The organism is Sorangium sp. So ce1014 (assembly GCF_051521505.1).
Taxonomy (GTDB): Bacteria; Myxococcota_A; Polyangia; order Polyangiales; family Polyangiaceae; genus Sorangium.
In genome coordinates this window covers 10,982,266-11,007,286 of record NZ_CP150356.1, presented here as the reverse complement: position 1 = coordinate 11,007,286, position 25,021 = coordinate 10,982,266, and the positions used below count along the sequence as shown (strand labels likewise).

15 protein-coding genes and 1 pseudogene are annotated in these 25,021 nt (G+C 69.8%); 5 read left to right on the top strand and 11 right to left on the bottom strand.

Annotation, left to right across the window (positions count from 1 at the left end):
* Window positions 1-26 precede the first annotated feature (26 nt).
* The 6 genes from WME75_RS41820 to WME75_RS41795 all read right to left on the bottom strand — a co-directional run bounded on the left by WME75_RS41820 (window position 27) and on the right by WME75_RS41795 (window position 5,807).
* Window positions 27-809, bottom strand: a complete 783-nt coding sequence (locus tag WME75_RS41820; RefSeq protein WP_437482817.1) for an FHA domain-containing protein — start codon at window positions 807-809, stop codon at window positions 27-29.
* 603 nt (window positions 810-1,412) lie between these two features.
* Window positions 1,413-2,051, bottom strand: coding sequence for a signal peptidase I (gene lepB / locus WME75_RS41815; protein WP_437482814.1), 639 nt, complete (start codon window positions 2,049-2,051; stop codon window positions 1,413-1,415).
* A 72-nt stretch (window positions 2,052-2,123) separates the two neighbouring features.
* Window positions 2,124-2,972, bottom strand: a complete 849-nt coding sequence (locus WME75_RS41810) for a trypsin-like serine peptidase (protein ID WP_437482811.1) — start codon at window positions 2,970-2,972, stop codon at window positions 2,124-2,126.
* 360 nt (window positions 2,973-3,332) lie between these two features.
* A complete protein-coding gene (locus WME75_RS41805; RefSeq protein ID WP_437482808.1) occupies window positions 3,333-3,860 on the bottom strand; it encodes a hypothetical protein in 528 nt (175 codons plus the stop codon).
* Window positions 3,861-4,000: 140 nt separating this feature from the next.
* Window positions 4,001-5,161 carry a glutamate 5-kinase gene (gene proB / locus WME75_RS41800; RefSeq protein ID WP_437482805.1) on the bottom strand — a complete coding sequence of 387 codons (1,161 nt, stop codon included), beginning with the start codon at window positions 5,159-5,161 and terminating at the stop codon, window positions 4,001-4,003.
* The gene (locus WME75_RS41795; protein ID WP_437482802.1) at window positions 5,154-5,807 is read right to left on the bottom strand and encodes a hypothetical protein; all 654 of its coding nucleotides are present in this window, start codon (window positions 5,805-5,807) and stop codon (window positions 5,154-5,156) included. Before WME75_RS41795 ends, proB begins: the two co-directional genes overlap by 8 nt.
* A gap of 858 nt (window positions 5,808-6,665) precedes the next feature.
* Between WME75_RS41795 and WME75_RS41790 the strand changes: the two genes are divergently transcribed.
* From WME75_RS41790 to WME75_RS41780, 3 genes and pseudogenes are all read left to right on the top strand, one after another.
* Window positions 6,666-7,037: a hypothetical protein gene (locus tag WME75_RS41790; protein ID WP_437482799.1), complete on the top strand. Its 372-nt coding sequence runs from the start codon at window positions 6,666-6,668 to the stop codon at window positions 7,035-7,037.
* A gap of 7 nt (window positions 7,038-7,044) precedes the next feature.
* Entirely contained in the window at window positions 7,045-7,755 is a 711-nt protein-coding gene (locus WME75_RS41785; protein WP_437482797.1) for a DUF1835 domain-containing protein, read from the top strand.
* A gap of 931 nt (window positions 7,756-8,686) precedes the next feature.
* A pseudogene (locus tag WME75_RS41780) lies at window positions 8,687-14,734 on the top strand (RHS repeat-associated core domain-containing protein); the annotation flags it as partial.
* A 3,331-nt stretch (window positions 14,735-18,065) separates the two neighbouring features.
* Here the strand turns inward: WME75_RS41780 and WME75_RS41775 are convergent.
* The 5 genes from WME75_RS41775 to WME75_RS41755 all read right to left on the bottom strand — a co-directional run bounded on the left by WME75_RS41775 (window position 18,066) and on the right by WME75_RS41755 (window position 22,935).
* Window positions 18,066-19,247, bottom strand: coding sequence for a hypothetical protein (locus WME75_RS41775; RefSeq protein ID WP_437482794.1), 1,182 nt, complete (start codon window positions 19,245-19,247; stop codon window positions 18,066-18,068).
* A complete protein-coding gene (locus tag WME75_RS41770; RefSeq protein WP_437482791.1) occupies window positions 19,241-20,137 on the bottom strand; it encodes a hypothetical protein in 897 nt (298 codons plus the stop codon). The genes WME75_RS41775 and WME75_RS41770 overlap by 7 nt, the downstream gene beginning before the upstream one ends.
* 270 nt (window positions 20,138-20,407) lie before the next feature.
* On the bottom strand, window positions 20,408-21,136 hold the full coding sequence (locus WME75_RS41765; protein WP_437482788.1) for a Crp/Fnr family transcriptional regulator: 729 nt from the start codon (window positions 21,134-21,136) through the stop codon (window positions 20,408-20,410).
* Between the two features lie 98 nt (window positions 21,137-21,234).
* Entirely contained in the window at window positions 21,235-21,960 is a 726-nt protein-coding gene (locus WME75_RS41760) for a Crp/Fnr family transcriptional regulator (RefSeq protein WP_437482786.1), read from the bottom strand.
* A 66-nt stretch (window positions 21,961-22,026) separates the two neighbouring features.
* On the bottom strand, window positions 22,027-22,935 hold the full coding sequence (locus tag WME75_RS41755; RefSeq protein WP_437482783.1) for a hypothetical protein: 909 nt from the start codon (window positions 22,933-22,935) through the stop codon (window positions 22,027-22,029).
* Window positions 22,936-23,368: 433 nt separating this feature from the next.
* On the opposite strand from WME75_RS41755, the gene WME75_RS41750 reads away from it, so the two are divergent.
* Window positions 23,369-23,962: an RNA polymerase sigma factor gene (locus WME75_RS41750; protein WP_437482780.1), complete on the top strand. Its 594-nt coding sequence runs from the start codon at window positions 23,369-23,371 to the stop codon at window positions 23,960-23,962.
* A 203-nt stretch (window positions 23,963-24,165) separates the two neighbouring features.
* Complete coding sequence (locus tag WME75_RS41745; RefSeq protein ID WP_437482777.1) at window positions 24,166-24,960, top strand: hypothetical protein; 795 nt, start codon at window positions 24,166-24,168, stop codon at window positions 24,958-24,960.
* Window positions 24,961-25,021 lie beyond the last annotated feature (61 nt).

Genomic DNA, 25,021 nt, shown 5'->3' with positions numbered 1-25,021 from the left:
GCGCGGCCGCGCGCGGGCGGGCGGCACTAGTTCGTGTTGAGCTCGACGCGCAGGAGCTTGCGGCCGATGAAGAGGTAGTCGCCGTGGGCGAGCTCGCGCTCGCTCTTGATGCGCACGTACGTGCCGTTGCGGCTGTTGAGGTCGGTCAGCGTGAACTTGCCGTTGTGCTCCTCGAGGCGGCAGTGCGAGCCCGACATGTACAGGTCGACGGGGAAGTTCAGGTCGCCGCCCTCGCGCCCGATCTGCAGCGAGCTGCCGCGCGCGCACACGGTCATGCCGACCGCGCCGCCCTGGAGCACCTGCGTGAGACGGAACGGGCTCGGGTGCTTGGGCGAGGAGTAGAAGAAGGTCCCGTCCGTGTCCTGGCCGTCCGAGGCGCGCGGCGTCGGATCGAGCCGGAAGAGCTGCTCGCCCGCGAGGAATGTGTCGCCCGGCGTGATGTCGATCGTGCCGCGCACGCGGATGTACACGCCGTTCAGCGAGCCCTCGTCGCGCACGACAAGCTTGCCGTCGCGGTAGAAGAAGTTCGCGTGCTTCGGCGAGACGAACGGATCGTCCGGGAAGACGAGCTGCCCGTTGCGGCCGACGATGTGCTGCTCGGCCTTGAGGTGGAAGGAGAGGCCGTCCATGCCCTCGCCACGGATGAGGATCAGCTTCGCCTTCGCCGGGTTCTGCATGTCCCCGAAGAACAGCGTCTGCGCGTTGAGGATCTCGGGCGGGACCGCCGTTCCGCACCTCCCGCAGAACTTGTGGCCCGAGGGAACTCCGCTCGAGCAGGAACGGCAGACGTAGTTACGGGCTTGCTCCATCAGCTCCTCCTGGGAGAGTTCGGCAAATTCGCCTTTGGACGAGGTGGTCTTGGGGCTCCGCCCCGCGCCGCGCGAGCTCGTCGGGTCGAGCCGGGCCTCCGCCCTCACGCTCCCGCTGCCGGCGGCGGGCGTCGGAGAGCGCCGGACCGATACGGCCTGCGGGCTCGCCCGGCGCGGCGTGAACAGGGCCAAGTCGTTCGCGCACTCAGCACAACGCGCGGTGCCCATCGGGCTCCACAGGTCGCACTGGCCACAGACGATGCCAATCTCGTGCTGTTCTGTGTGCAAACGTCTCCTCGGTGCATTGGAGGACCGCGGATCGCGGTTCTCCGACCCGCGCCAGTGGAAGGCCGCCTGGGCGGACCTCCGACCGATGAAGCGAGCCCGGGCGCGGGACCCGGCCCGCTGCTCGCGCTGGATCCATGACCCGGGTGGAGAGAACCACGGTTCTAGACGTCGAAGAGCGGAGGGGTCAAGCACGAGCTGACGCAGATCCGGGACTTCTGCCTGGAAGACGCTCCGTCGAGCGGGCCGCCGGCGCGGTCGCGGGGCCGCCGGCGCGGTCGCGGGGCCGCCGGCGCGGTCGCGGGGCCGCCGGGGCCGTCAGCGCACGAAGGTGAAGCGGCGCTCGTCGTCGCCCCAGCCCCCGGCGCCCAGCAGACGGAAGACGATCCGCTGGCTGCACGCGGCGCGCGGCTGCAGGCCGAAGTCGCGCGAGTCGTCGTGGTAGCTCCGGTTGTCGCTCAGCAGGAAGACCGTGTCGGGCCGCACCTCCACGCGGTGGCGGCGCTCGCGCGGAGGCTTGCGCCCCGTCGCCCGCAGGTGAAGCCCGGGGCCCATCATCACCATGTCGCACGAGATCGGGACCGCGTTGCCCGTGGCCGGGTCGGCGATGCTCAGCTTCGGCTCGGTGCACGCGACCTCGGCCTCGTAGCGCTGCCCGTTCACGACGAGGGCGCTGTGGTCGACCTCGACCGTGTCGCCCGGCACGCCCGCGATCCGGCCCACGATGTGGCTGTCGGGGGTCTCGGGATCCGGGCACCGCACCAGCTCGCCGAAGCCGGGTGTGCCCCGCGTCAGCACGACGACCACGTCGCCCGGGGCGAGGCTCGGCGCGATCGAGGCGCCGAGGCTCGGGTCGTTCGGCACCGTCCAGACGTCGAGGACGAGCGCGCGGAGCACGACGCCGATCACCAGCAAGGTCCCCACGATCCAGAGCAGCCCGTTGAACAGCTTCCGCATGCGGCCCCGCAGCCTAGCGCAGCGGCGGCCGCGGGCGGCGAGCAAGGCGAGCTCGCGGACGCCGCGGCCCCGTCAACGCAGGCAGCTCCGGTACGGCGGCAGCTCGCTCGGGCTCGCGCCCGCCGCGATCTCGCGGGCGGCGGAGAACAGCTCGGGCCACACGTCGAGGCGGCTGAAGTACGAGGTGCCGGTCGTGATCTCGTCGCCGTCCATCACGCTCGACGAGATCACGCCGACGACGTCGCCCCCCATGTCGCTGCGCGCAGGCCCCCCCGAGTCGCCGGGGCAGATCGAGGCGGTCGCGACGAAGTGCCCGGGGCCCACCGTGTCGATCGTGCCGCCCGGCCGCGGCACGAGGTGGACCGGGGAGCGCGAGAGCGCGCAGCGGCCGAAGCCGTACGGCGTCACGTACTCGCTGGACCCGGGCACCGCCTCGATCCGCGGCGCGAGGGTCGGGATCCCGATCAGGCGGCGCGACAGCACGAGGATGGCGATGTCGCCCTCGCCCGACGTGTACCCGCAGTCCGGCGACACCACCGCGCGGACCGAGACGTCGCCCCAGGGCAGGTGGTCGCCCCCGAGCTCGATCGAGATGGCCTCGGGCTCCTGATCGCGGCGCAGCGTCCTGCCGTTCTCGTCGCGCGCCGCGACGCAGTGGTGCGCGGTGAGCACCAGGTCCTCGGTGATGAGCGTCCCCGTGCAGGTCACGTCGGTGACGATCCGCACGATCGCGTCCTCGTTCGTCGCCAGCTCGAACGGAGGCCGCAGCTGGAACGGGCGCTGCTCCTGGCCCGGCTTCGCCGCGGGGATCGGCAGCCCCGCGTTGGTGATCGGCGCCGCGCAGCCCGCGGCGGCGGTGAGGGCGAGCGCGGCAGCGACCACGGCGCCGCGCCGGTACAACCCTGTCGATGCGGGCGACAAGGCGCCCAGCGTGCAAGCGTGCGGCTGTTCCACCTGAGGGAGACCCTCCCAAGCGCAACCGGTTGTTCAATCGGACAGCGCCCCCGGTGTCGACGCGCCGAACAAGACCCAAGGCTACGACATGAAAAGGTGACCGTCATTCGACATCGACAGGGTTTCCAAGCTTGGATACGACCTCAACGATCGTCGATCTCGCCGTCGCGCCGCCGTCGCGCCGCCGCGCTGTCACAGACGCCTTCCGCCGGACTGCCACCCTGTCCAGCCAGACCGAATAGATTGGTTCCGGGCAGAACGATTCCGACGCGCGCGTCGAGATCGTGTCGCCTCGGCCGTCGCTGACGCGCCCTCGGCGCGCTGCGTTCAGCGCATCGCAACGAGGCGCACCTCGCTCGCGCTGCGCTCGTAGGCGGCGCGCACGGCGGTCGCGTCGATCTGCGGATCCTCGACGCCCGCGGCGACGAGCTGCTCGAGGAACGCGCGCTGGCGCTCGGACTTCGCCTCGAGCCACGCGGGGCAGCCGCCGGTCGCGCAGGCCGCCGAGGCCTGCTCGGCCGCGGCGAGCGCGTCGTGGACGCGACCGCGGCGGAGCAGCGCGCGCGCCGAGAGGTGCGCCGCCTCCGGGAGCTCGCGCACCTCGCGGGGGGCGGCCTCGAGCGCCGAGGAGGCGAGGCCCGGCTGCTCGCGCTCCAGGTAGGCCGCGGCGAGCGCGGTGACGCTCGCCGGCGTCCGGCCCTCGGCGTAGCGGGCCTCGAGCGCCGCGAGCTCGCCGAGCCCCGCCGTGGCGCGCGGCGGCAGAAGCTGCGACGCCTTGACGCTCGGCCCGAGCCCGACCGTCCAGATGACCCCCGCCAGCACCACGCCGTTCGCGACGAACAACCCGAAGCGCATCACTCGACCTCCAGGAAGCAGACTGGAACTGCTGACTGAGACTGAGCGACAGCCGGGCGGCGCGAAGGTTCCCGCGAGGTGCGAGGGACGCGCGATCGGGGGGGCGGCTCACCCACAGGGCGGCCTGGACGGCGGCGGGGCTACTCGCTCGGGAGCACCACGAGGTCGTCGCGGTGGACGACGACGTCGTCGCCGGACTCGTCGCGCTTCTTCCGCGCGATGCGCGCCGCGTCGCCGGCGGATATCCGCGCGAGCCCGCGCGCGATCTCGGTGCCCTCCGGGTCGAAGACGGCCACGGCGTCGCCCGGGAGGAAGGTGCCGCGCACGCCGAGGACGCCGACGGCGAGGATGCTCCGGTTCTTCGAGGCGATCGCCTCGGCGGCGCCCCGGTCGACGAGGATCGCGCCGCGCGGGCGCAGCGTGTAGGCGATCCAGTGCTTGCGCGCGTTGAGCCGCTGCGGCACGGCGGCGAAGAGGGTGCCGACGTCCTCGCCCGCGAGGATGCTCGTGATGATGCCCGGCTCGCGGGCGGCGGCGATGACCACGTGCGAGCCCGCGAGCGTGGCGCGGCGCGCGGCCTCCACCTTGCTGGCCATGCCGCCGGTGCCGACGCCGGAGGTCGAGGCGCCGGCGAGGTGCCGCGCCTCGCGGGCGACGCTGCGCACGAACGGCACGCGGCGCCCGTCGCCGTCGAGCAGGCCCTCGACGTCCGAGAGGAGGATCAGGAGATCGGCCTCGCAGAGCGGGGTCACCATCGCGGCGAGCTGGTCGTTGTCGCCGAACTTGATCTCCTCGACCGCGACGGCGTCGTTCTCGTTGATGATCGGGATGGCGCCCGCCTCGAGCAGCGCGGCGAGGGCGTTCCTCGCGTTGTTTGTGCGGGTGCGGTCCGCGAGGTCGGCGTGCGTGAGGAGCACCTGCGCGACGAGCAGGCCCACCTTGCCGAAGGCCTCCTCGTAGCGCTGCATCAGCACGCTCTGGCCGGCCGCGGCCGCGGCCTGGAGCCAGGCCATGTCCTTCGGGCGCGCCTTCAGCCCGAGCTTCGCCACGCCGAGGGCGATGGCGCCGCTCGACACGATGACGAGGTTCCGGCCGGCGCGGGCGCGGAGCGCGGCCACCTCGACGGCGAGCCGGTCCCAGGCGTCGCCGGACAGGCTCTTCGAGCCGATCTTGATGATGACGCGGCGGCAGCGCTTGAGCGCGGCGCGCGCGCCCTCTGGATCGGGCTCGGGCGTGGCGACGCCCGCGTGGCGGCCCGTGGCGGCGCCCTTCGCGGCGGTGCGTTCCTCGTGCTCAGTCATGGGGGAGGCCGGCGGCGGCGATCTCGTCGAAGGCCGCGTCGAGGCGGCGCTCGATGTACTCGGGGGCGGCGGCGCCCGCGAGCAGGAACGCGTCGATCCAGCGCGTGAACTCGTCGCGCAGGTCCTCCGCGCCGCTCGGCAGGATGGTGACGCTCGCGCGGAGCGAGGGGGACAGCGCGCGCCGCACGGCGCGATCGACGGCGTCGCGGATCCAGCGCGCCTCCTCGGCGTGGATGCGGACGGCGCTCGTCCGCCGGACGCGCGTGATGTAGCGGTTCAGGAGGTGGCCGAGGGCGTAGACCTCGAGGCCGCGCGCGGCCGCCGCGAGCGCGAGGGCCGGGTTGAGCCGCCGGAGGACCTCCTTCGTGACGAGCTGCGCGGCCTTGCGGAACGGGGTCTGATCCGTGCCCGGCTGGATGAGCAGGGCGCGCGCGTCGGTGGTGAGGCTGAGGCCGTGGCGGGCGACCGTGTCCTGGACGATGGCCCCGCGGATGCGCAGGAGCATCCGATCGGGGAGGACCGGGACCGGGATCCACGAGGCGCCCACCGCGAACGCGGTGAGCACGGCGAGTCGACCTCCGGGAGGCGGGCCGCCCGGAGTGACCTGAGCGGCGGACGGCGGGTTCGCGGCGGGTTCGGATGACATCGCGCGCACGGTACTACGGCGCCCGACGGGTGGCGAACAGGTGGCGATGCCGGCGCGCGGCGGAGAGAGGCGGCGAGAGAGAGGAGGCGAGGGCGGGTGAGACGGCGGAGCGGGGAGCCGGCGAAAGGGCGAGGGCGAGCCCGAAGGCGTCCTCCCACGCGCCCCCAAATCGCGCTGCCACGGCCGGGAAACGCGATGATCCCGCGGCGAGCCGCGTTCCGAGCCGTTCCCCTCGGCCGTCGCCGCGGGCGCAGCCGTTCCGAAGCGTTCGGCGGCGCCGTCGCCGCCGGCTCTCGCCTTTCTGACGGCCCGAGCGCCGCCTCGCCCCGGGATCGTCGCCCGCGGAGCGGCTGCTGCTCCGTCTCGCCCTGGGATCGTCGCCCGGGGAGCGGCTCTCTGGCCGTGCGTCCGGACCAGCTCCTCGCGATGCTCGCCACCTGGCCGAGCTCGGGCGCGATGCCGGCGACGAGGAGCACAGGTGCGAGCGCGGCGCGGGGTCGAGGTGGACGCCGGCGAGCTCGGCACCGGGCGTGAGCTCGGCGCGACCCCCTTCCGCCGCTACGGCTGGCCGCGGTCGAGGCGCACGTCGCGTGAGAGCGATGCCGTCGCAATAGTCAAGACGAATCGTCGCGGCGCTGTGGGGTTCTGAGTGGTGGCTGTTCGCCAACCCCATGGTTGACGAACACGCCCGCCGCGCAGCCGCGTGCGCACCAGACGCGCCCGGGACGGTCGAACTGGCCTTCTGTCGATTCGACTCGCCGAAACCCTCAGCCCTTCCTTGACGCCCAAATCTCACCCAGAAAAACTGTTCACGCCCCCGCGCGGCGCGTGTCGGGGCTCGGCCGGGGGACCTCCACCATGTCGTTGCGCTCACACGGCAACGTCTGCCTGCTCTGCGCATCTGCGCTCGTCCTTGTTGCGGCATCGGCGCAGGCACTCGAGTTCAGCGGTGGCGTGAGCGTGGGCGGGATCCAGGTCGGGACCGAACCCAAGCTGGCCGTGAGCCCCTTCTCCGGCTGGCTCTGGCGAAAAGAGAGGGACTTCCGGATCGAAGTCCACAACATGCTCAGCATCATTCCGGGGGCACGCGAAGGGGTCCACGATCGAACGGCGGTTACCGTTGGATACGTCGCGAAGACGGGCAATGTCAGCCTTGATCCATCCCTGTCGCTCTACTCGATGCAGGTATGCGGTGCCGTGATCTGTGACCGCGAAAAGTGTTTGTTCTGAGATCTCAATGACTATTCACGTCACTACAAATGAGGACATTCGGAAAGCGATCCGGCGCGGGCTTCGCCTTCCTGTGCGTTTCGTGCGCGATAACTTGCTCGAGGGGCCGTGCGCGTCCGCTCCCGAAGACCATTGTGAGCGGCGGTGCGATTATTGGAACCTTCGAGGACGGGAAAGGACACGATTCCGTTCGCGGTTTCATGATGTTATCGATGCGTTGAAATCGCAGCAGAGAATCGTCGTATGGACGTCCGGGTTGTGGAGCGATAGGCTGAAGCTGTGGGCGCTCTGCGCGTGGAGGCTCCGCTATCGGCCCGATCACCCGGATCTCGACATCGTCATCCTGGGAGATGCGCCGGAGGATGGGTTTAGCCGTGGATTCGTCCACGTGAAGCCGGCTGACGCGCGCCGCGGTCTGGACGACGCGCGCGCTCTATCTCGGACGCGCGTCCAGCACATGGCGCGCTCTTGGCGAAAGGTATCCGGTCGGTCTCCAGTCCTGTCCACCGAGGGTGGGCGCGCAGATCGAGCACGGAAGGATCTCGTAGAGCTGGGCACCCACCAAGCGGCATTCCTTCCTCGGGTGGACGGCAGCAAGCTCACCCTATCTCGGATTGACGAGCTCTTGTTCTCGTGTCTCGGGAAAGACTGGTCGACGCCCGTGGACGTGTTGATGCACCGTTCATCGGCTGGCGCAGAGCTGCTTAAACTTGGATGATACGCATCAGCGATTGCTATTTCGCCATGCGGCTGCGACAGTGGGCCGAGCACCGTGGGGCTGAGGCCGCGCTGGAGAGTGTGCCCTACAGGACGGATAGACCACCTATGCTGGAGGCTCGCTATAGGTTGACGGCTGTCGGCGATGAAATAAAGCGACACGGTCTTGCCGAAATCGCTCAAGGAGCGCCGCTGCCGGTGTGGGGTGTCACAGCGTACGATCCGCTGGCTCCTTGGGTGGTGGTGGTGGTGGTGGACGATAGGCTTAAAATCGAGCTTGCCCACAGGCCCTCGGACAATCCTGCGGGTTGCCTACAATCCCCACGGCCACGACGGTGACGACCGTACGTTCGCGGAATTTTTTCGGCCCGGGTTTCGACGAAGAGCGGGAAGGTCTGCCCGGCGAGGCGGAGCGGTCTGTCCGGAGGGGGAGATGTTCGCCCACGAGGGCAGCATGAGACGGGTCGACCCAGACGAAGCGCGCAGCGATCAGCCCTCGTCCCTGTTGCGATGGCGGGGCGCCGCGGCGGCGTGGTCGAGGGCCGAAAAGAAGTCCGACGCGCGCTTGCTGGTCGAGGCGACGACCGGGGGCGGCTCTTGTGCGGCTCGATGATCTCTTACCTAGCGAGCAGCACGGGGCGCGTGGGCGCCCAGAGGCGCAGGCGCGTACTGGGACGCGCTGTGTTGTTCAGGACGAACGGCGATAGCGCCTCATCGTGTTTCACTCCCGGCGCGGTGTCTTTCCGATGACGTAATCAAGCCCCCCACCCGAGAAAAGCCGCATTTAGGTCGAACCAAGATGTCCCGAGGGCGCTTGACATGCGCTGCAGAACCATGCGCTGCTATCTGCGAGGGAGGTCGCCATGGCGGCGATTCTGCAATCCATCGTTCGGTCGCTGATCCATGCGGTGCTTCGGGTGAGGCAGGCCGCGATGGCGTCGTTTCGGCGATGGTTCGGCCGGGCGCTGTTCCCGCTCGCGATGTTCCTGCTCTGCGTGCTCGCGCAGGCGGGGTGTACGTGCATGCCGGAGCGCCCGCCGGTTCATCCTCACAGCACCATCGCCTGCCGGACGCGCGACCCGAGCGATCCCGTGAGCGCCGGACGCGCACCGGGGGTCAAGACCGTCGCTGCCGGCGCCATGGCGGGGACGTTCTCGGTCACGAGCACGGGAGAGGCGACGTACGTCATGCCGCTCGTCTCGGTCCCGGGACGCGCGGGCGTGGAGCCGCGGCTCGCCCTCCAATTCGATAGCGGCGGCGGCGAAGGCGTCCTCGGGGCGGGGTTCTCGATCGCCGGGCTGTCGGCGATCACGCGGTGTCCGAAGAGCCTGGCCCAGGACGGGGAGATCCGCGGCGTCCGGTACGACGGGGACGACGCGCTCTGCCTCGACAGCAAGCGGCTTGTCGCGGTGGGGCGAGCGCCCGGGACCATCGAGTACAGGACGCTGCCCGACACGAGGGTCAAGGTGGTCGGCCACCATGCCGAGGAAGGGCAGGCGCCCGCGGAGGCGCTCTTTTTCGAGGCGATGATGCCGTCCGGGCTTGTCATCGAGTACGGCAGCGGCGACAGCGGCAAGCCGCTCGCGCTGGGTGGCGCCCCGCGCGCGTGGCTCGCCACCAAGGCGCGCGACGGGCGCGGCAACGCCATGACGTACGACTACTGTCTCGCCAATGCCGAGGGGGGGCTTCACGGCGGAGTACGCGCTCGATGAGATCCGATATACGAGCTTCGAGGGAGAGCCGGAGCTCGATCCCTCGCGGGCAGTGCGGTTTGTGTATGCCACGAAGGAGCCGGCCGAGGTCCGGGGTCATTACGCCGGCGGCATGGAGCTTCAGAGCGCGCTGCGCCTCGACGAGATCCAGATGCTCGGGCCGGACAACACGCTTGTGCGGCGCTACGGGTTCACGTACGAGGTGAGCGAGACGACGCGGCGGACGCGCTTGACCGAAGTCGAGGAGTGCGCGGGCGACGGCGTGTGCAAGCCCCCCACGCGATTTCAGTACAGCCGCGGCGAGGCGGGGTTCCAGCGGATCGCGACGAGCGTCGCCAGGCCGACCTCCAGAAAGGCGAGCCCGATGCTCCTCGACATCGACGGCGACGGGCTCGACGACCTCGTGCTCCCGGACACGGTCGCGGGGCTGAGCACGCCCCGCAATCCGATCACCGGCTGGCTCGTCGCGCGCAATCGAGGGCCGGGCGCGGCCGTGCCGTACCCGGAGCCGGCGACCCTGGCGCTCTTCGAGGACTGGCCCGTGGTCGACCCTTCGTTCGAGGCCGCCGATCCGGCCTTCCTTCAGCCCGAGCTCGGGACGAGCATCGATTACAACCAGGATGGCAGGACAGATATCCTGCTGCACGACGTTCATGACGCGACCGACACCTGGCACGTGCTCCTGGCCCGGCCGGACCGCACCTTCGAGGTCCACGATACCGGCATCCGGCGGCCGTTCCCGCTCGGCGTCCGCCCCACGCCGCCCGGATTGAGCATGCCCGGGGGCGCGATGCACCTCGCCGACGTGGACGGCGACGGCGTGCCCGATCTGATCCAGTGTGACGATCACAGCCGCGAGCTGACCCTGAACCCGCTCGACGCGACGTGGCTCGTCCACCGCTGGAAGCCCGAGCGCGACGGGACGCCGGCGGGGTTCGACCGCGTGGGGGAGTCGCTCGAGCCGCTCAACGGGTTTCCCTGCGAGATGGAGATCCAGACGCTCGACCTCAACGCGGACAGCAAGGTCGAGCTCGTCGTGGCGACCGTGCTGACGTTCAGCGATGGCGCGATGCTCCCCGCGTCGACGTGGGCCGCGCTCACCCGCCGGCACGACGGGAGCTGGGAAGTGTTCGACACAAAGCTCCCTCAGATCGGGGGGCGTGTCGTATTTCTCGACGTGAACGGGGACGGCTTGCCCGACGCCGTGCAATCCGGCTTCAGCTACCGCGGGCTCCGCACGTACCTCAACACGGGGGCGACGTTCGCCACGCCGGGGGTCGAGAGCCTCGGCCAGGTGGGCTTCATCGTGAGCCTTGACCCGGAGGACCTCGACGACAGCCTCGCCCTTGACCCGGCGGAGCTCGGCGCACAGGACACGTTCTTCAAGCTCGCGACACCCCTGGACTACAACAACGATGGAATGCAGGATTTGCTGATGCCGGTGCCACCGGGCATGCTGCCGGGCTCATCCCTCGCGCTGCCGTCGTGGGCCGTCCTGCAGGCCACGGGCGCGCGCGACGGGCCGACGTTCGCGCTCGTCGACCCGAAGATCCCGTTCGAGGCGGCGGTCGGGGCGGCCGTCACGCTCGCCGAGCCGCACGGGCCGAGGGTCGGGGACATCAATGGCGACGGGGCTCAGGATGTGGTGCTGCCGATCGACGGCGTATTCACGATCTTCCAGAACCTCGCGGCCGATCAGGATCTCCTCGTCGCCGTGTCCGACGGGATGAACGCGCACGAGCCGGGCGAGCCGGGCTTCGTGCCGAACGTGAGCGTCGCGTACGGCCATCTCACCGACGCCTCGATCACGAACGACACCGCCGTGGGAGATCCGGAGCGGGAGGGCATGCTCTACCTCGCTCGCGACGACGCGGCGAACGACTGCGATTACCCGCGCCGCTGCGCGGTGGGGCCGCGGCGGGTCGTCAGCGGCTACGCTGTCAACAACGGCGCAGACCGGTTGCGGCGCTTCGAGGTGCGCTACCGCGATGGGCGTTATCACCGCCTCGGGCGGGGGTTTCTGGGGTTCGGGGAGCGAATCGTTGTCGATCTCGACACCCGCGCCGGGACGGCCGAGCGGTACGACAATGCCACGTTCGACGAGGAGCTCGAGGTCTTCCCGTTCACGGGGCAGGTGAAGCAGCAGCGGCGCTGGGCTCCGGGGCTGCCGGGCCAACCCAGGCCGGACCCGATCGAGCTCTCGTTCCTCGACGTCGAGCGGACGCTCGTTCTGACGAACGAGGCGCGAGCTATTTCACGCTCCCGACCGAGCGCCGGACCCGGCGAGCGCAAGGGGTGGTTCCGCCGGAGAACGGCGAGGCGCCCACCGTGGAGGCGTACGTCGAGCAGGTCGCGTCGGGCGACGGGGACGGGGCGACGATCCTGCGCGACACGCTGGCGGAGGTGACCGAGTTCGATGCGTTCGGCAACGTGATCACCGAGGAGGTGTCGACCCGCGATGTCGACCTGACGCTCGACGTTACGCGCACCTACAAAAACGACACAGAGCGCTGGGTGCTCGGCCAGCTGGCGACGGAGCAGGCGTGCAGCGCGGCCGCGGGGCGCTCGCAGTGTCGCCTGCTCACGCGCACGACGACGGACCATGGCGAGATCGACACCGAGTCCACGGACAGCGACGAAGGCATCCTGGACACGAAGCTCGATGTCGTATACACGCGGGACGACTTCGGGAACGTCACGGGGGTGACGGCGGACGACGCGTTCGGCCACCACCGGGCGTGGAGCACGACGTACGACCCCGAGGGGATCTTCCCCGAGACGCACGTCAACGCGGCCGGCCACACCACGCGCGTGGAGCTCGATGAGGGGCTCGGCGTGCTCGTCGAGCGGGTCGATCCGAACGGGCTCGTGACCGAGTGGAGATACGACGGCTTCGGCCGCCTCGGGCTGGAGATTCGGCCCGATGGGACGCAGACGACGATCGAGCTGTCGCGCACAAAGGACGGCGGCCCGGACCAGGACGGTTGGCGCGTGACGCAGCGGACCACGACGCCCGGCGGCGCCGACGATACGGTCGAATACGACAGCCTGGGCCGTCCGATCCGGTGGTTGTGGCACGGACCTTCCGTGGAGGGCGCCAGGGACGAGCTTCCGCGCTTGATGCAAGAGATCGCGTACGACGCACTCGGCGAGCACATCGCGCGGCGCTCGGTGCCGGCTCGCGAGGGCACGCCCGAAGACGAGATCCTGCACGACGTCTACGAGCACGACGCGGTGGGCCGCGAGGTGCAGCACACGACGCCGTGGAACGCGGTCGTGGAGACCGACCACGACGCCTTGCGCGTCGAGGTCACCGATGCGCTCGGTCACGTGACCGCGGTCGAGAAGGACCCGCTGGGACGGCCGGTGGCCGTCACCGATGCGGCGCTGGGCGTCACGCGTTATGGGTACGGTCCGTTCGGCGCGCTGCACGCCGTCACCGATCCGGGCGGCGTGGTTACGACCACGACCCATGACGCGTTCGGCCGCATCCGCAAACGCGAGGATCCGGATCGGGGCACGACGGTGTCCACGAACGATGGCTTCGGGGAGCTCGTCACCTCGACCGACGCGCTCGGGCGAGTCACGACGTTCGAGTACGATCCTCTCGGGCGCGCCCGATCGCGTCTGGACGAGCACGGCGCGGAGCGGCGGACAACGACGTGGACGTGGGATACGGCGGCGAACGGCATCGGCAAGCTCGAGGCGCTCGCGAGCCCCGATGGACAGAAGACGTACACCTACAACGCGGAGAGCAATCTCGAGACGGTGACGCTCCGCATCGACGGAGAGAGCGCGGCCCTGGAGAGCAGGCTCGACTACGACGAGCTCGGCCGCGTCGAGACCATCACGTACCCCACGCCGGCCGGCGCGGCACCGTTCGTCGTGGCCCACGACCACGACGCCCACGGCCACGTGCTCGCGGTGCGCGACGCCGCGACGCGCTCTGCCTACTGGCGCCTGACCGATGTGGACGACGCGGGACGCTTCCGCGCGGAGGCGTTCGGCAACGGCACCGTCACGGAGCGGAGCTACTTCGCCGACAAGCAACGCCTGGAGAGCCTCGTCACCCGGCGCGGCACGGCCGAGGTGCAAGACCTGTCGTACGACTATGACGCGCGGCGGAGCCTCACGCTCCGGACCGACGCGCTCCAGCCACAGCACCGGACCGAGCGCTTCCGCCATGACGCGCTGGAGCGGCTGACGTGCGCGTACTTCAGCGCCACCGACAGCGCGTCGGTGCCGTGCGCGCTCCGCTACGAGGTCGCGCCCGACGGCAATCTCACCTTCAAGTCCGACGTCGGCACGCTCGCCTACGACGACCCGCTGCACCCGCACGCCGTCACCGGCGCGGGCACGGACCGCTTCAGCTACGACGCCGTCGGCAACCAGATCGCGCGCCCGGGCGGCGTGACGGTGCGTTACACGCCGTTCGACCTGCCGGAGACCATCACGCAGGGCGCGAGCACCGTCTCGTTCGCCTACGACGGCGACCAGCAGCGAATCCGCAAGACCACGCCGGACCAGGAGACGCTGTACTTCGGCGATCTGTACGAGCGGGTCACCGAAGCGGCGGCGGGAAGCGCCGAGCATCGGTACCACGTCCACTCGCCGGAGCGGCTGGTGGCGATCGTGACCCGAGGGGGCGCCGCGGCCGGCACGCGCTACGTCCATGTCGACCACCTCGGCTCGGTCGATGCGCTCACCGACGAAGACGGCGACGTGGTCGAGCGGCGGAGCTACGATCCGTTCGGCCAGCGGAGAGACCCGGTGTGGGGGGAGCCCGTGCCGGCGTCGTTCTCCAGCGAGACGACGCGGGGGTTCACAGGGCACGAGGGCGATGAGGAGCTCGGCCTCGTCAACATGAAGGGGAGGATGTTTGACCCCAGGATCGGTCGGTTCTTGACGACCGATCCGATCGTGCAAGCGCCGCTGTCGGGCCAGAGCTGGAACCCGTACAGCTACGTGCGCAACAGCCCGCTCAACTACGTGGATCCGAGCGGGTTTCAGGAGGAACCCCAAGCCGCCGGGGGATTGCCAATTTCAGCGGTCCACGGGAGCGACGGAGTCGTCACCCCTTGTGTGCGCGGGTGTTCGGTAACGATCCAAGGAGTTCGGCCTGCGAGACCCAATCGCGAGTCCGTGACGGTCATCGCCGCGAGCCCCAGTCGCGAGCCCTTGGAGGTCGGCGCCACGACGGCGCCTGTCGACGTGGGCACGACCGGCACCTCGTCCGGGTACGTGCCGCAGCCGGTGACCGTCTCGCCGGAGCACGCCGGCGCCGGCGGCCCTGGCACCATCGTGGGCCAGACCTTGCTGGGCGCCGCGGAGGGCACGGGCGACCTCGGCTTCGGCATCGCACGGTCGCTGGTGCTCAATGCGCTGACGTTCGGGATCTACGGCGGATACGAACTGGGCGGCGCGCTCTGGCAGGGCTACGAGCAGGACGGGCTCCTCGGCGCGCTCAACGCCGTGAACCCGCTCTTCCACATCGGGCAGGGCGCCGCGGACACGGCGCTCGCGATCGACCGAGGCGACTACTGGGCAGCGGGCGCGGCGGGGACGAGGTCGGTGATCTTCGCGGCAGCCACCGTCTTCGGGATGGGGAGGGGGCTGGGGGCGCTCGCGGAGGAGTCGGCGGTTGCGGCGGGGGCCGCAAGGGGAGCGGCGCTGCGGCCATACGGAGGCCCTGGTGGTGGGCACCATGTTCCGGCCAAGAACGCGTTCGCAGGAGCACCTGGGTATGACGCGAATGCGGCGCTGGCAATTCCAAAAACGGAAGAATCAATTTGGCGCTGGCGGGGCGAAAGTCCATCCATCCTTAGGCTCATGCTCACAGATTCCTGCGGATCTCCGCGGCCATCTACACGCTGCCAGCGGTTGCCCCTTACAGCCGAGCGAGCCGTCCATCTTCGAGCAGCCCCCAGGGGGACGAAGGCGAGTACGCCTCGGTCCCAGCGATGGCCAGGCTTGGCCCATCCGTGAGCCGGTCGAGTCCCTTGTCTCGGAGCCGCATGCCACGCTCGGTGAGGCGGTAGACCTCCGAGAGCATCGGGTAGCCAGCGTTAGGCGGCTTCGGGCCAGGCGCACGCTCCACGAATGCGCTCGAACCATGGTCTGCCCAGTGCTCTAGCCGGCGTGGCAGGAACAGGTCTCCTGTGCAGGAGAGTATCCTCCATAAATCCATTCCAGATCGCATGTCGCGACTAACCACCGCGAGAGGAGTCTGCCATTCTGCCGAAAGGATGGTCATGAGAAGCTCGTCGAATCGGCTGAGACGCAAGGGGCCGCCCGCAATCCTTCTTGGAAAGAAGCAAGCGAGGAGTGCCCATAAGGGAGCGAGCTCTGGAAACCCCTCGACACCACGTGCGCAATTCTGCGCGAGCGGCCTCGGGTCCGCAGCGGTGTACTGGCTCCAGAGGCGGACGGCACGCCGGTAGCGTTCGCGTGGCCAGGGGCGCGCTTCACTGAGCCGCGCCGGGAGGGTACCCAGCTCGGAGGCGGAGCACCGCGTCGGCACGGCAGATTCGCGCGTATCCAGCCCGCGAGATGGCGGGTCCAGCTCGACGATAACGATGTTCTTCCGCGGAATGCCGCACTCGCGCAGCCTACCGCAGACTCTCCAGATGCCCACGCGCTCGCGCAGATTTGCGGACGAAACCCACACGACAACCACGAAACCTATCTTGCTATCAGCACCGATGGGGTCGACGAAAGAGCCCCACCATGCCTGACGCGCAAGAACGTGCTCTGACGTGCCCATACGGGACGGCCCAACAAGAAGGCAGTCGGAGTCAACGACCACGTTGGTGGCGCCTAGCGACGCAATGCGATCCGCCACACGAGACTCAAACACGACGTGTGTCGCACTAGCGATATCCACGGCGAAGGCACTCACTGAATTCATATGGTTCGTCACGAAGGCAATAGTCAAGACAGTCGCGGCAGAACGTGTGGCCGCTTGTCGTTATGCGCGTGCAAGGCCACCCTTCGGCCTGACAATGTTCGAAGTACTCGCTGCACCTAGCGACCGGAACGCATCCTGCCATCGCCAGCGATGCGCTACCCATTTCTTCGGCTCCGCCTTCACCTTCGTTGCCATCTCTGATGGTAGTCTCCCGCCCCTACGGATTCTGTCGGGTATCCCGCGCCCACTCCGACAGACTCTGTTGTGTCGCATACGTAAGTGGGCAATTCACATGCCGACGCGAGCACCATCGCGAGCCCGCCACATAGCACGAGCGCGCTCGCCTTCAGCTTCAAGCTGCACCCCATGTCTTCCTCTCTTTCCGGATGAGCGCACCGATCTCCCAGGAAGAGGGGCGGCGTCAACAGGCGACCTGGACTACGTTACGTCCATGCAGCCCTTGCACATGGGAGCCGGAGCGCGACCGGCCGGGTGAGTGATCGAGGCGCTCGGCAGCGAGCTCGGTGGGATCTCGTCTACCCGCTGGCTTGCTACGTTCGCAGCGGATCGACCGGCGGCTCCGGCCCTGGTTACAGGCAGCCCGCCGGGTTTGGCACGCCGCTTACAACGACCCAATCGACGCCGAACTACTCGCACGCGGCGGGGCAGGAGCCGCCGCAGTCTATGCCGGTCTCCTCGCCGTTCTGCGTGCCGTCGGTGCATGTCGGCGCACGGCATACGTTGCCGATGCACACGCCGCTCGTGCAGTCCCGGTGATACGCGCAGCGCTCACCGCCGGAGCACGCAGGCGCGTCACGGCCGCCGCAATCCACGCCCGTCTCGCTGCCGTTCGTCCGCTCGTCGCTGGCGGTCGGCGCGACGCAGCGCCCAGACTGGCAGGCGTTAGAGGAGCAGTCCGCATCAACCTCGCATTTCTGGCCGTCGTCGCATGGCGCGCAGGGGCCGCCGCAATCGGTGTCCGTTTCGTTGCTACTAAGGCGGCTATCCATGCAACTCGCTGGGATGCACTTATGTGCGCCGCAAACGGCGTCCGGCAAGTCCTCGCAATCGCTTTGCCGCATACATTCCACGCACTGGCCGGCGACGCAGTAGCCCTTGCCGCCTTTGCAGCCTGTACCATCCGGGCTAACCTTGTGAGTTGGTCCGGTCTCGTCGCATTGATCAACAGTGCAATCGTTCCCGTCATCATGCGTATCGGCGAAATCGACGACATACTCGACGACGCCCAGGCCGTCACACCTCCGCCGCGTGCAGTCCCCCAACTTTTGGACTTCCGTCGTCCCGGCCTGGAAGGTGTGCCCGCATCGCCCGAGCTCGCACGAGCTAATGTTCGGGCAAGTGGTGGGTACGGGGGCGCAATCAGCAGGCGAACGGCATTCAAAGTCCGCGCCCTCGCAGCCCCTGGTGCCCTCGGGACATGACCAGCAAGGGCGGCACGCGAGCTCACAATCCGGATCGTCGGCCTGCTTGAAGTCGCAGCAGATGACCTGGGTCCGGCTTTGGCATGTGCAGACTTCGTCCACACAGACTGTCCCCGGAGCGTTCTGAGCGTCAGTGTGGCAATCGTTGGTTTCGCCGCAGTTGAGATACGTATATGGCGACTGGCACGCCAACGGTATCGTAAACCATATCGCCGTCACGACGGCGGACGCGATGATGCGGAATGACATGTCACCTCCTAGCTGACCGAGGCATCGTGCACGAATACCATCCTTCGGACTCGCAAAGCTCCTCCATCGGCGTGCGCGCTCTTCGCCGGGGGGACGGCGCAGGGGACGAGGGCGGGGGCGTCGGCGCGGCGGCGGGCGCCGGCTCCGCTTTCGCGGGCGGCGCCGTGGCGGATGGCGGCGGTGCAGCGGCCGGCGCAGGTACCTGCACAACGATGGGCGATGGGCGGAGCAGCACGGCCAGGCTCGCAGCGGTCCCGAGCGCCAGCGCTGCGAGGCCGAGCGCAACGACGGCCACGGGGCCCGTCACACGGGAGGCCTGCACGGGGAGCTCGGGGACCGACGACGCCGGGTGCGGCGCGGCCCCGCGCCGCACGGCTCGTATTTCTATCGACGCCGGGACCGTCTGCCGGCTCGATGGGCCGCGGGGCGTCTTCGGCCCGTCGTCGATCGCGACGGGGGCCGTATCGCGATCGTCTGGCACGACGAGCTGGGCCGCGAGCACCTCTGTCGATGCGTCTCGCAAACGATCGAAGAGCTCGAGCATGTCGGTGTAACGCTCCTCGTGGTGCTCCGCCGTGCCCCTCGCGATGAGCTCGGCGAGCGGCGCAGGGAGAACGGCGCCCGCCGGCAGGCGATCACGCACGACACGATCAAGGATCGCCGCCAGGCTGTAGACATCGGCCTGCGGGCCGGTCGGATGGCCGCGCCTCAGCACCTCGGGCGCTTGGGGCCGATGCGTCTCACAGAGCTCGACCCGGAACAGCGCCAAGAATCCAAGCCGCGCGATGCGCACTTCACCCCGCGCGTCGAGGCTCAGAGATTCGAGCGTCAGGTCCCCATGACACACGCCCATCTCGTGAGCCGCTAACAGCGCCCCCGCAGCGTTCAGGGCGTGACGAAGCATCTCTGCGATCCCCTGCCATCCACCCGACAGGGAAACAGGCGTCCCTGCTGGCTCGGTGACGACGTACGGGCAGCCCTCTTCAGTCATCCCTCCATCGACGATGGCCGGTGACCACGGAAGCTTTACGCGCCGCAGGCGCTCCAGGCGCTCTGAAAAGCCTGTGTCACCTTGGGGCGCCGCGTAGATGCACCACGGTTCGCCCTCCTTGGTGCATTGCCACCCTTGGAGCGGCGGAGGCGCGTCGATCCGATCGCCGATCTCGTAACCCGGAATCACCATCGGCGTGCCACTGCCACGGATGCGCCATCGGGCCGAACGTACCAATAGACCCCCGTTCCGGCGCCGAGGACCGCGGCGCCGATGAACGCGCCTATCGCGACCGTGCGAAGCGTGAAATGCTCCTCCGTGGTCTCGGTCACCTCGTCACAACCGGGCCGGGGCGCGATGCATCCGTTCGTCGGGCTGATCTGCCGCGCGCGCCGGAACGCGGCGACGCGCCGGTCCTCCGCTATCGCGAGCGCGGTCCCGCCGGCCACGGCGGCAGCGGCGGCGCCAGCCAGGCCGGCGTAGATCGGCCACGTCGGGCCCGGTTCGGGCGGCGGAGGGGGCCGGCGCGCAGCGCGGGCGGGCCGCTCCGGGGGGCTGGCGGGCCGCTCCGGGGGGAGCTCGAGCGTCACCTGCCGACGCTCGCCCGCAGGCACCAGCACGGGAGCAGACGCACGCCGCCCTGCGCGCTCAATCTCCACGAAATGGTCGCCGGCTCGCACCCACGTCTCGCGTGCCCCGGGCTCGAGCTCTCGCCCGTCGACGCGCACGGTCACGCCGGGATCTGCACGGACGATCAGGCGCCCGAGCCGCGCCTCGACCCGCGCGAGCTCGATCCTGTGCGCCTCGCGGGGGTCCAGGCGCACGCAGATCGCCAGGTACTCCTGGGCCGTGACGAGCTCGCCCATGCGGCTCGATAGCTGTCCAATGTTACAGGCGGCCTCCGGCGCCCGCTCGGACTCCCACAGCGCCCGCCAGAGCTCGCGACCGTCGGCCAAGCGCCGCTCCCCGACAGCTCGGTTGGCCGCCTGGATCGTCTGCTCGCGCATGCCGCGCCGCGACGGCTCGGCATGCGCGCCCGCCGACACGAGGAGGACCGCGAGACACACACCAAAGGAACGCACGTTGGCGAGGCTACCGCAAGAAAACGCAAAAAACCACGGGGAAGATTGGGAGTCCTCGTCCCCCGTGGCATTACCGGCCATCCCGATCCTTCATTTGTATTTTTTCGAGACCGGATCGTTCGATTTTGAGGAAATTTCGCCGCGCTAAACGTAAAGGCGATCTGAGTTACGGAAAGGCGGCGTGGCGCACAGGTCCTACGGGAGAGCCATCCTTCATCAACTCCCTACGATATCCAACCACGCGCCGGTGCAGAACGAATGGTTCCGGCGCTACCTGCTCGACGGCGGCCCCTCGTCGCCGGCGATGCGCGCGAGGACCTCCGGGAAGAGGTGCAGGCCGCCGCCGCTCCCTCGCTCGATCGCGCGGAGCGCCTCGAGCTTGTCGAGGTCCCTCTGGACCGTCTGCCGGACGACGCCGAGATACGCGGCGATTTGAGAGGCGGTCGGCTTTTCGTCGAGGACGATGTGGTTCGCGCCGGCCCGCTCGGCGCCGAATCGGCGCGCGTAGTTGAGCAAGAACGCGGCGAGCCGCACGTGCGTGGTCGCCCCGAGCGAGCCGAGCCGCAGCTGGGTCTCGACCATGCGCCGGTGCTGCTCATTCCCCCACGCGAAGTTGAGCTCGGCATCCGAGGCGAGGGCGGCGCGCAGGGCACGAGCCGGCAGCCGCACGAGCATGACCGGGCTGAGCGCGATGGCCGTCGTGCGGTACGTGACCTGATAGACGGCTTCGTCGCCGATGATCTCCCTGGCGCGGTACCACCCGATCGGCACCGTGCGCTCGGTGATCGTGGCGTCGAGCCGGACGGTGCCGCGGACGAGGAGCAGCGCGTAGGCCGCGGGGCTCCCCGCGGTGTAGATCGGGTCCGGCCCCTCAATCTGCGCCGTGCTCCCGGCGCTCGCGATCTGGATCAGCGTGTCGGCGCTCGCCCGCTTGAGGACCGGCGAGCGCGCGAGCAGCTCGACGCGGTCACGCAGGGCGTCGTCGGGGAGCGGAGGCACGCGCTTACCGTACACGAGCGCGACCCGTGCGCAAAAGGCCTGCTCTCGACCGTCGTTTGTACCTCAGCTCGACACCGGGGGCGGGTCCGCGACTCGATTCACCTGCTCGAGGGCGGGCCTTCCTGGTCGGCGATGCGCTCGAGCACCGCGGGATGGAGGTACAGGCCGCCGCTCACGCGCAGGATTCCGCCGAGCTCCTCCAGCTTGTCATAGTCCTTCTGCACCGTTTGCCTCACGACCCCGAGATATGCGGCGATCTGCGAGGCGGTCGGCCGATCGACCAGCAAAAGCTTGTTCGTCTCGAGCTCCTTGCTGCCGAAACGGCGCGCGTAATCCAGCAGGAAGCCCGCGAGACGAACATGCGTTTTCGCGGCGAGCGCGCCCAGGCGCAGCTGCGTCTCGACCAAGCGCTCATGCGCCAGGTGCCCCCACGCGATCGCGAGCGCTGCATCGGACGCGAGCGCCGCGCGCAGGGCGCCGGCCGGCAGCTGGACGATCGACGTCGGGCTGAGCGGGACCGCCGTGGCGCGGTACGTGGGCTCATACGCGGCTTCCTCTCCGATGAGCTCCCCGCCGCGGTGCCACCCGGTCGGCACGGTGCGCCCGCGAATCGTCGCATCGAGCCGGACGGCCCCGCGGACGAGCAGCAGCACGTGCAGCGCGGGGCTCCCCTCGGAGTAGAGCGGATCGGGTCCCTCGGCCCGCGCGGTCGTGGTGGCGCTGGCGATCTGGGTCAACGTGTCGGGGCTCCCACGCTGGAGCACCGGCGAGCGCGCCAGCAACTCGACGCGGTGACGGAGGATCTCGTCGGGGTGCGAGGGCACGGGCGCATGGTACGCGAGCGCGACCCGTGCGCGGAAGAGCGGAGGCGCAGTGTCGCTTTTACGACACTACGACAGGCCCACACCGGGCAGGGTGCGATCCGGTCGGAATTGCGAGGTGGGCTCATCTCCCTCGTCGGGCTCGCTCAGCACGGGGAGCTCGGTCAGCGCGGCGGCCTGGCGATCATCGGCCGGCCTCCACGGCCTGCGCCGCTCGCCAGCGGGCGGCGCCGGGACCGTGGGCGGCGGCGGCGCGATCGGCGGGGGAGGCGGCTCGCCCGGGCGCACCGTCGGCACGGGCGGTGGCGCCGACGCCTTGACCGGGGCGGGCGGCGGCTCGGCGCTGTCGGCGGGAGCGGGGCCGCCGGGGAGCTCGGCCAGCTCGGCGAACGCGGCACGACGACGCGAGATCGCAGCCGTGAGGGCGTCGCGCGTGCGAACCATGGTCGTCTCCGAGAGCAGGCGATAGGCGCCATGGATGCGGGAGAGCATGAGCCACGCGTTGACAGAGACCCCCGTGAAATCCGCGAGGTGCCGCGCCATCCTTTCGTTGATGGCGCGACGCCCGTCCATGACGGCCGCCGCGGCACCGGGGGACAGGCCAGATGCATAAGCAAATCGGGTCTGCCAATCGTCGTCCCCGCGGCAGAGCAGCCTGAAGGCTTCCGCCGGAGACGGCACGGATCGACCGCGAAACTCGTCGATCTCGGCGACCATGGCATCGGCGGTCGTCACGAACAACCCGAGGAGACGCCGCATCTCCTCCACGTCCCAGTTCTGAATCGCACCGACCGTTTCTTTCGCCGCGCGCTCGCGCTCGACCGCGGCATCCCGCTCGCCTCTGGCTCTGCCAAGCCTTCGGTTCGCGAGGGCGAGCTCCCCGACGAGACCGGCGATGACGAGAACAGAGACAAGCAGACCGAGCGCGAGCACACCGGCGTTGATGCGTAATATCTCATGTACCTGAGCCCATGTCATAGGCACCTCCGGACAAAGCGCGGCCCGGCCGGCCTTGAACGCGCCACGCGTCGGCGCTGTCCCCCCGGGTGGGGTGGTCGGGGAACGGGCCAAGCGGCCTGGACCGCGTCGGGACACCATGTCACATTTGCGACACTGTGAGAACCCCCAAATTGGAAATCGAGAGGTGTTGCGAGGTCGGGTCCGCCTGCTCCCCGAGTCGCACCGCCTGCGCGGTGGTGGGCGCGGCGAGGCGCGGCGGGGCTCGTCGCTGACGCGGGTGAACGCCTGGCCAGAGATGGCCGGTCGACGCTCTCGGTGTGCGTCGCGACGGCGCTCCTGCTCGGCGTGCTCTCCGAGCTGCGGGGGCTGGCGCGGCGCTCCCGCGCACGGTGCTCACGGAAATTGGCGCATCGGCCTTTACGCGATGTCGCATTTGTGACACCATGAGAGCATGGCGAAGAGGGACGGTCGCTATCCTGGGATTGACGTCCTTCTTTCGGAGCGCGCCCTCAAGCGCCTGGCTCGATGGCTTGTCCGCCTGGGTGTTCCGTCGTCAGACGTGCACGACGTGGCGCAAGATGTCTTGGAGCAGATGCTCAAGACATGGGGCAATTACGACGCGGAGCGCTCGCCGGCCGATCGATGGCAGAACCGAATCGCGGTCTTCACGGCGTCGCACTACCACGAGAAGGTCAAGCGCCGCCCACGGGAATGGCCAGGCACCGAGCCAGATCCCGAGATGCCCGACGAGAGCCCGACGGCCCTCGAGCTCGTCGAGGACGTGTCGCGACGCCAGCAGGCGCGCGCCCTCATTCACCAGATCCCCCCCGAGCTGCGCGACGTGCTCACGCGGTATCTGGCAGGGGTGTCGATGAACGAGATCGCAACGCAGCTCTCGCTCCCGGTCTCGACCGCGTACAAGCGCCTGGCCCGCGCCTGCGATGAGCTCGGGCACCTATGGCGGACCGCCGAGGCCACGGCGAATCAGACGCCCATTCCCCAAGCCCCGAATCCCCGAGCGCGACCGCCCCGGGATAAGGGGTGAACGCCGTAGGGGGCCCCATGGGCCTGCAAACTGGCACGTGCCGCTTCGCAAGATCGTGGCCACGATCGCCGCGACGCGGTTGCTCGGTGGGGCGCCGCCGGCCCACGGCGAACGGGCAGACTCTTGCGATGCGCTCGCGGATCGACGAGCCTGTCGGGCCATGTCGCGGCCGTTCCGGCCGCGCTCCCCGAGAAGGAGGATGCATGGCGTCGAAATTGGTGACCGACAGGGACAAGTCCAGCCGCGCCGTGGCCGCGTCGGCCGAGACGCACGCGGACGAGAGCGCGAAGGGGACCGCGGCAGAGCTCGCGCCCTTCCTGAGGTCCGGCGAGAAGATGCCCGACGTGGCGTTGCTGATGCGCCTCGTCGCGCGCCGGCTCGCCGCGGACACTGCCGCGCTCGTGGCGGCCGACGACGCGCACGAGCGCGAGCTCGCCGACGATGCCGCGCCACGCGAGGCGCGCGACGAGGCGGCCGCCCGGTTGCGCTCGGTGCTCGTCGACGGGCGCGCCGCCATCGATGCGGCGTTCGGGCCGGCGGGCCTGCGCAAGCTGCTGCTGGACGGGGCCGTGCCCGAGGACCCCTCCGTGCTCGTGACGAGCGGCGAGCGGGTCGCGAGCGCCCTGCGGGACGCGGAGATCAAGCTCCCGAAGCCGAGGCGCGCGTCGATGAAGCTCGATCGCGCCGCGCTCGCCGACGAGATCGCGGCCGAGCTGCCGGCGCTCAAGAAGGCGCTCGCGAAGGTCGCGACCGAGGAGCGCGAGAAGGAGGCGACGCTGCGCGCGAAGCAGAACGCCCTGCGCAAGAGCGACAAGAGCTTCGGCCAGGGCGCCGCGCTGCTCGCCGCGAGCTTCATGTTCGCCGGCCTCGAGGATCTCGCCGCCAAGGTGCGCCCGTCCGGCCGCAGGCCCGGCCGGACCGCGGCCGAGGAGGACGACGCGCTCTCCCCCGAGGCACCCGCCTCGCCCGAACCTCCTCTGTCGCTCGAAGGCGGCTGACCGCCGGCCGAGCCTGAAAGCGGCCCCCACGCTCCCCCAGATCGCGCTGCGACGGCCGGGA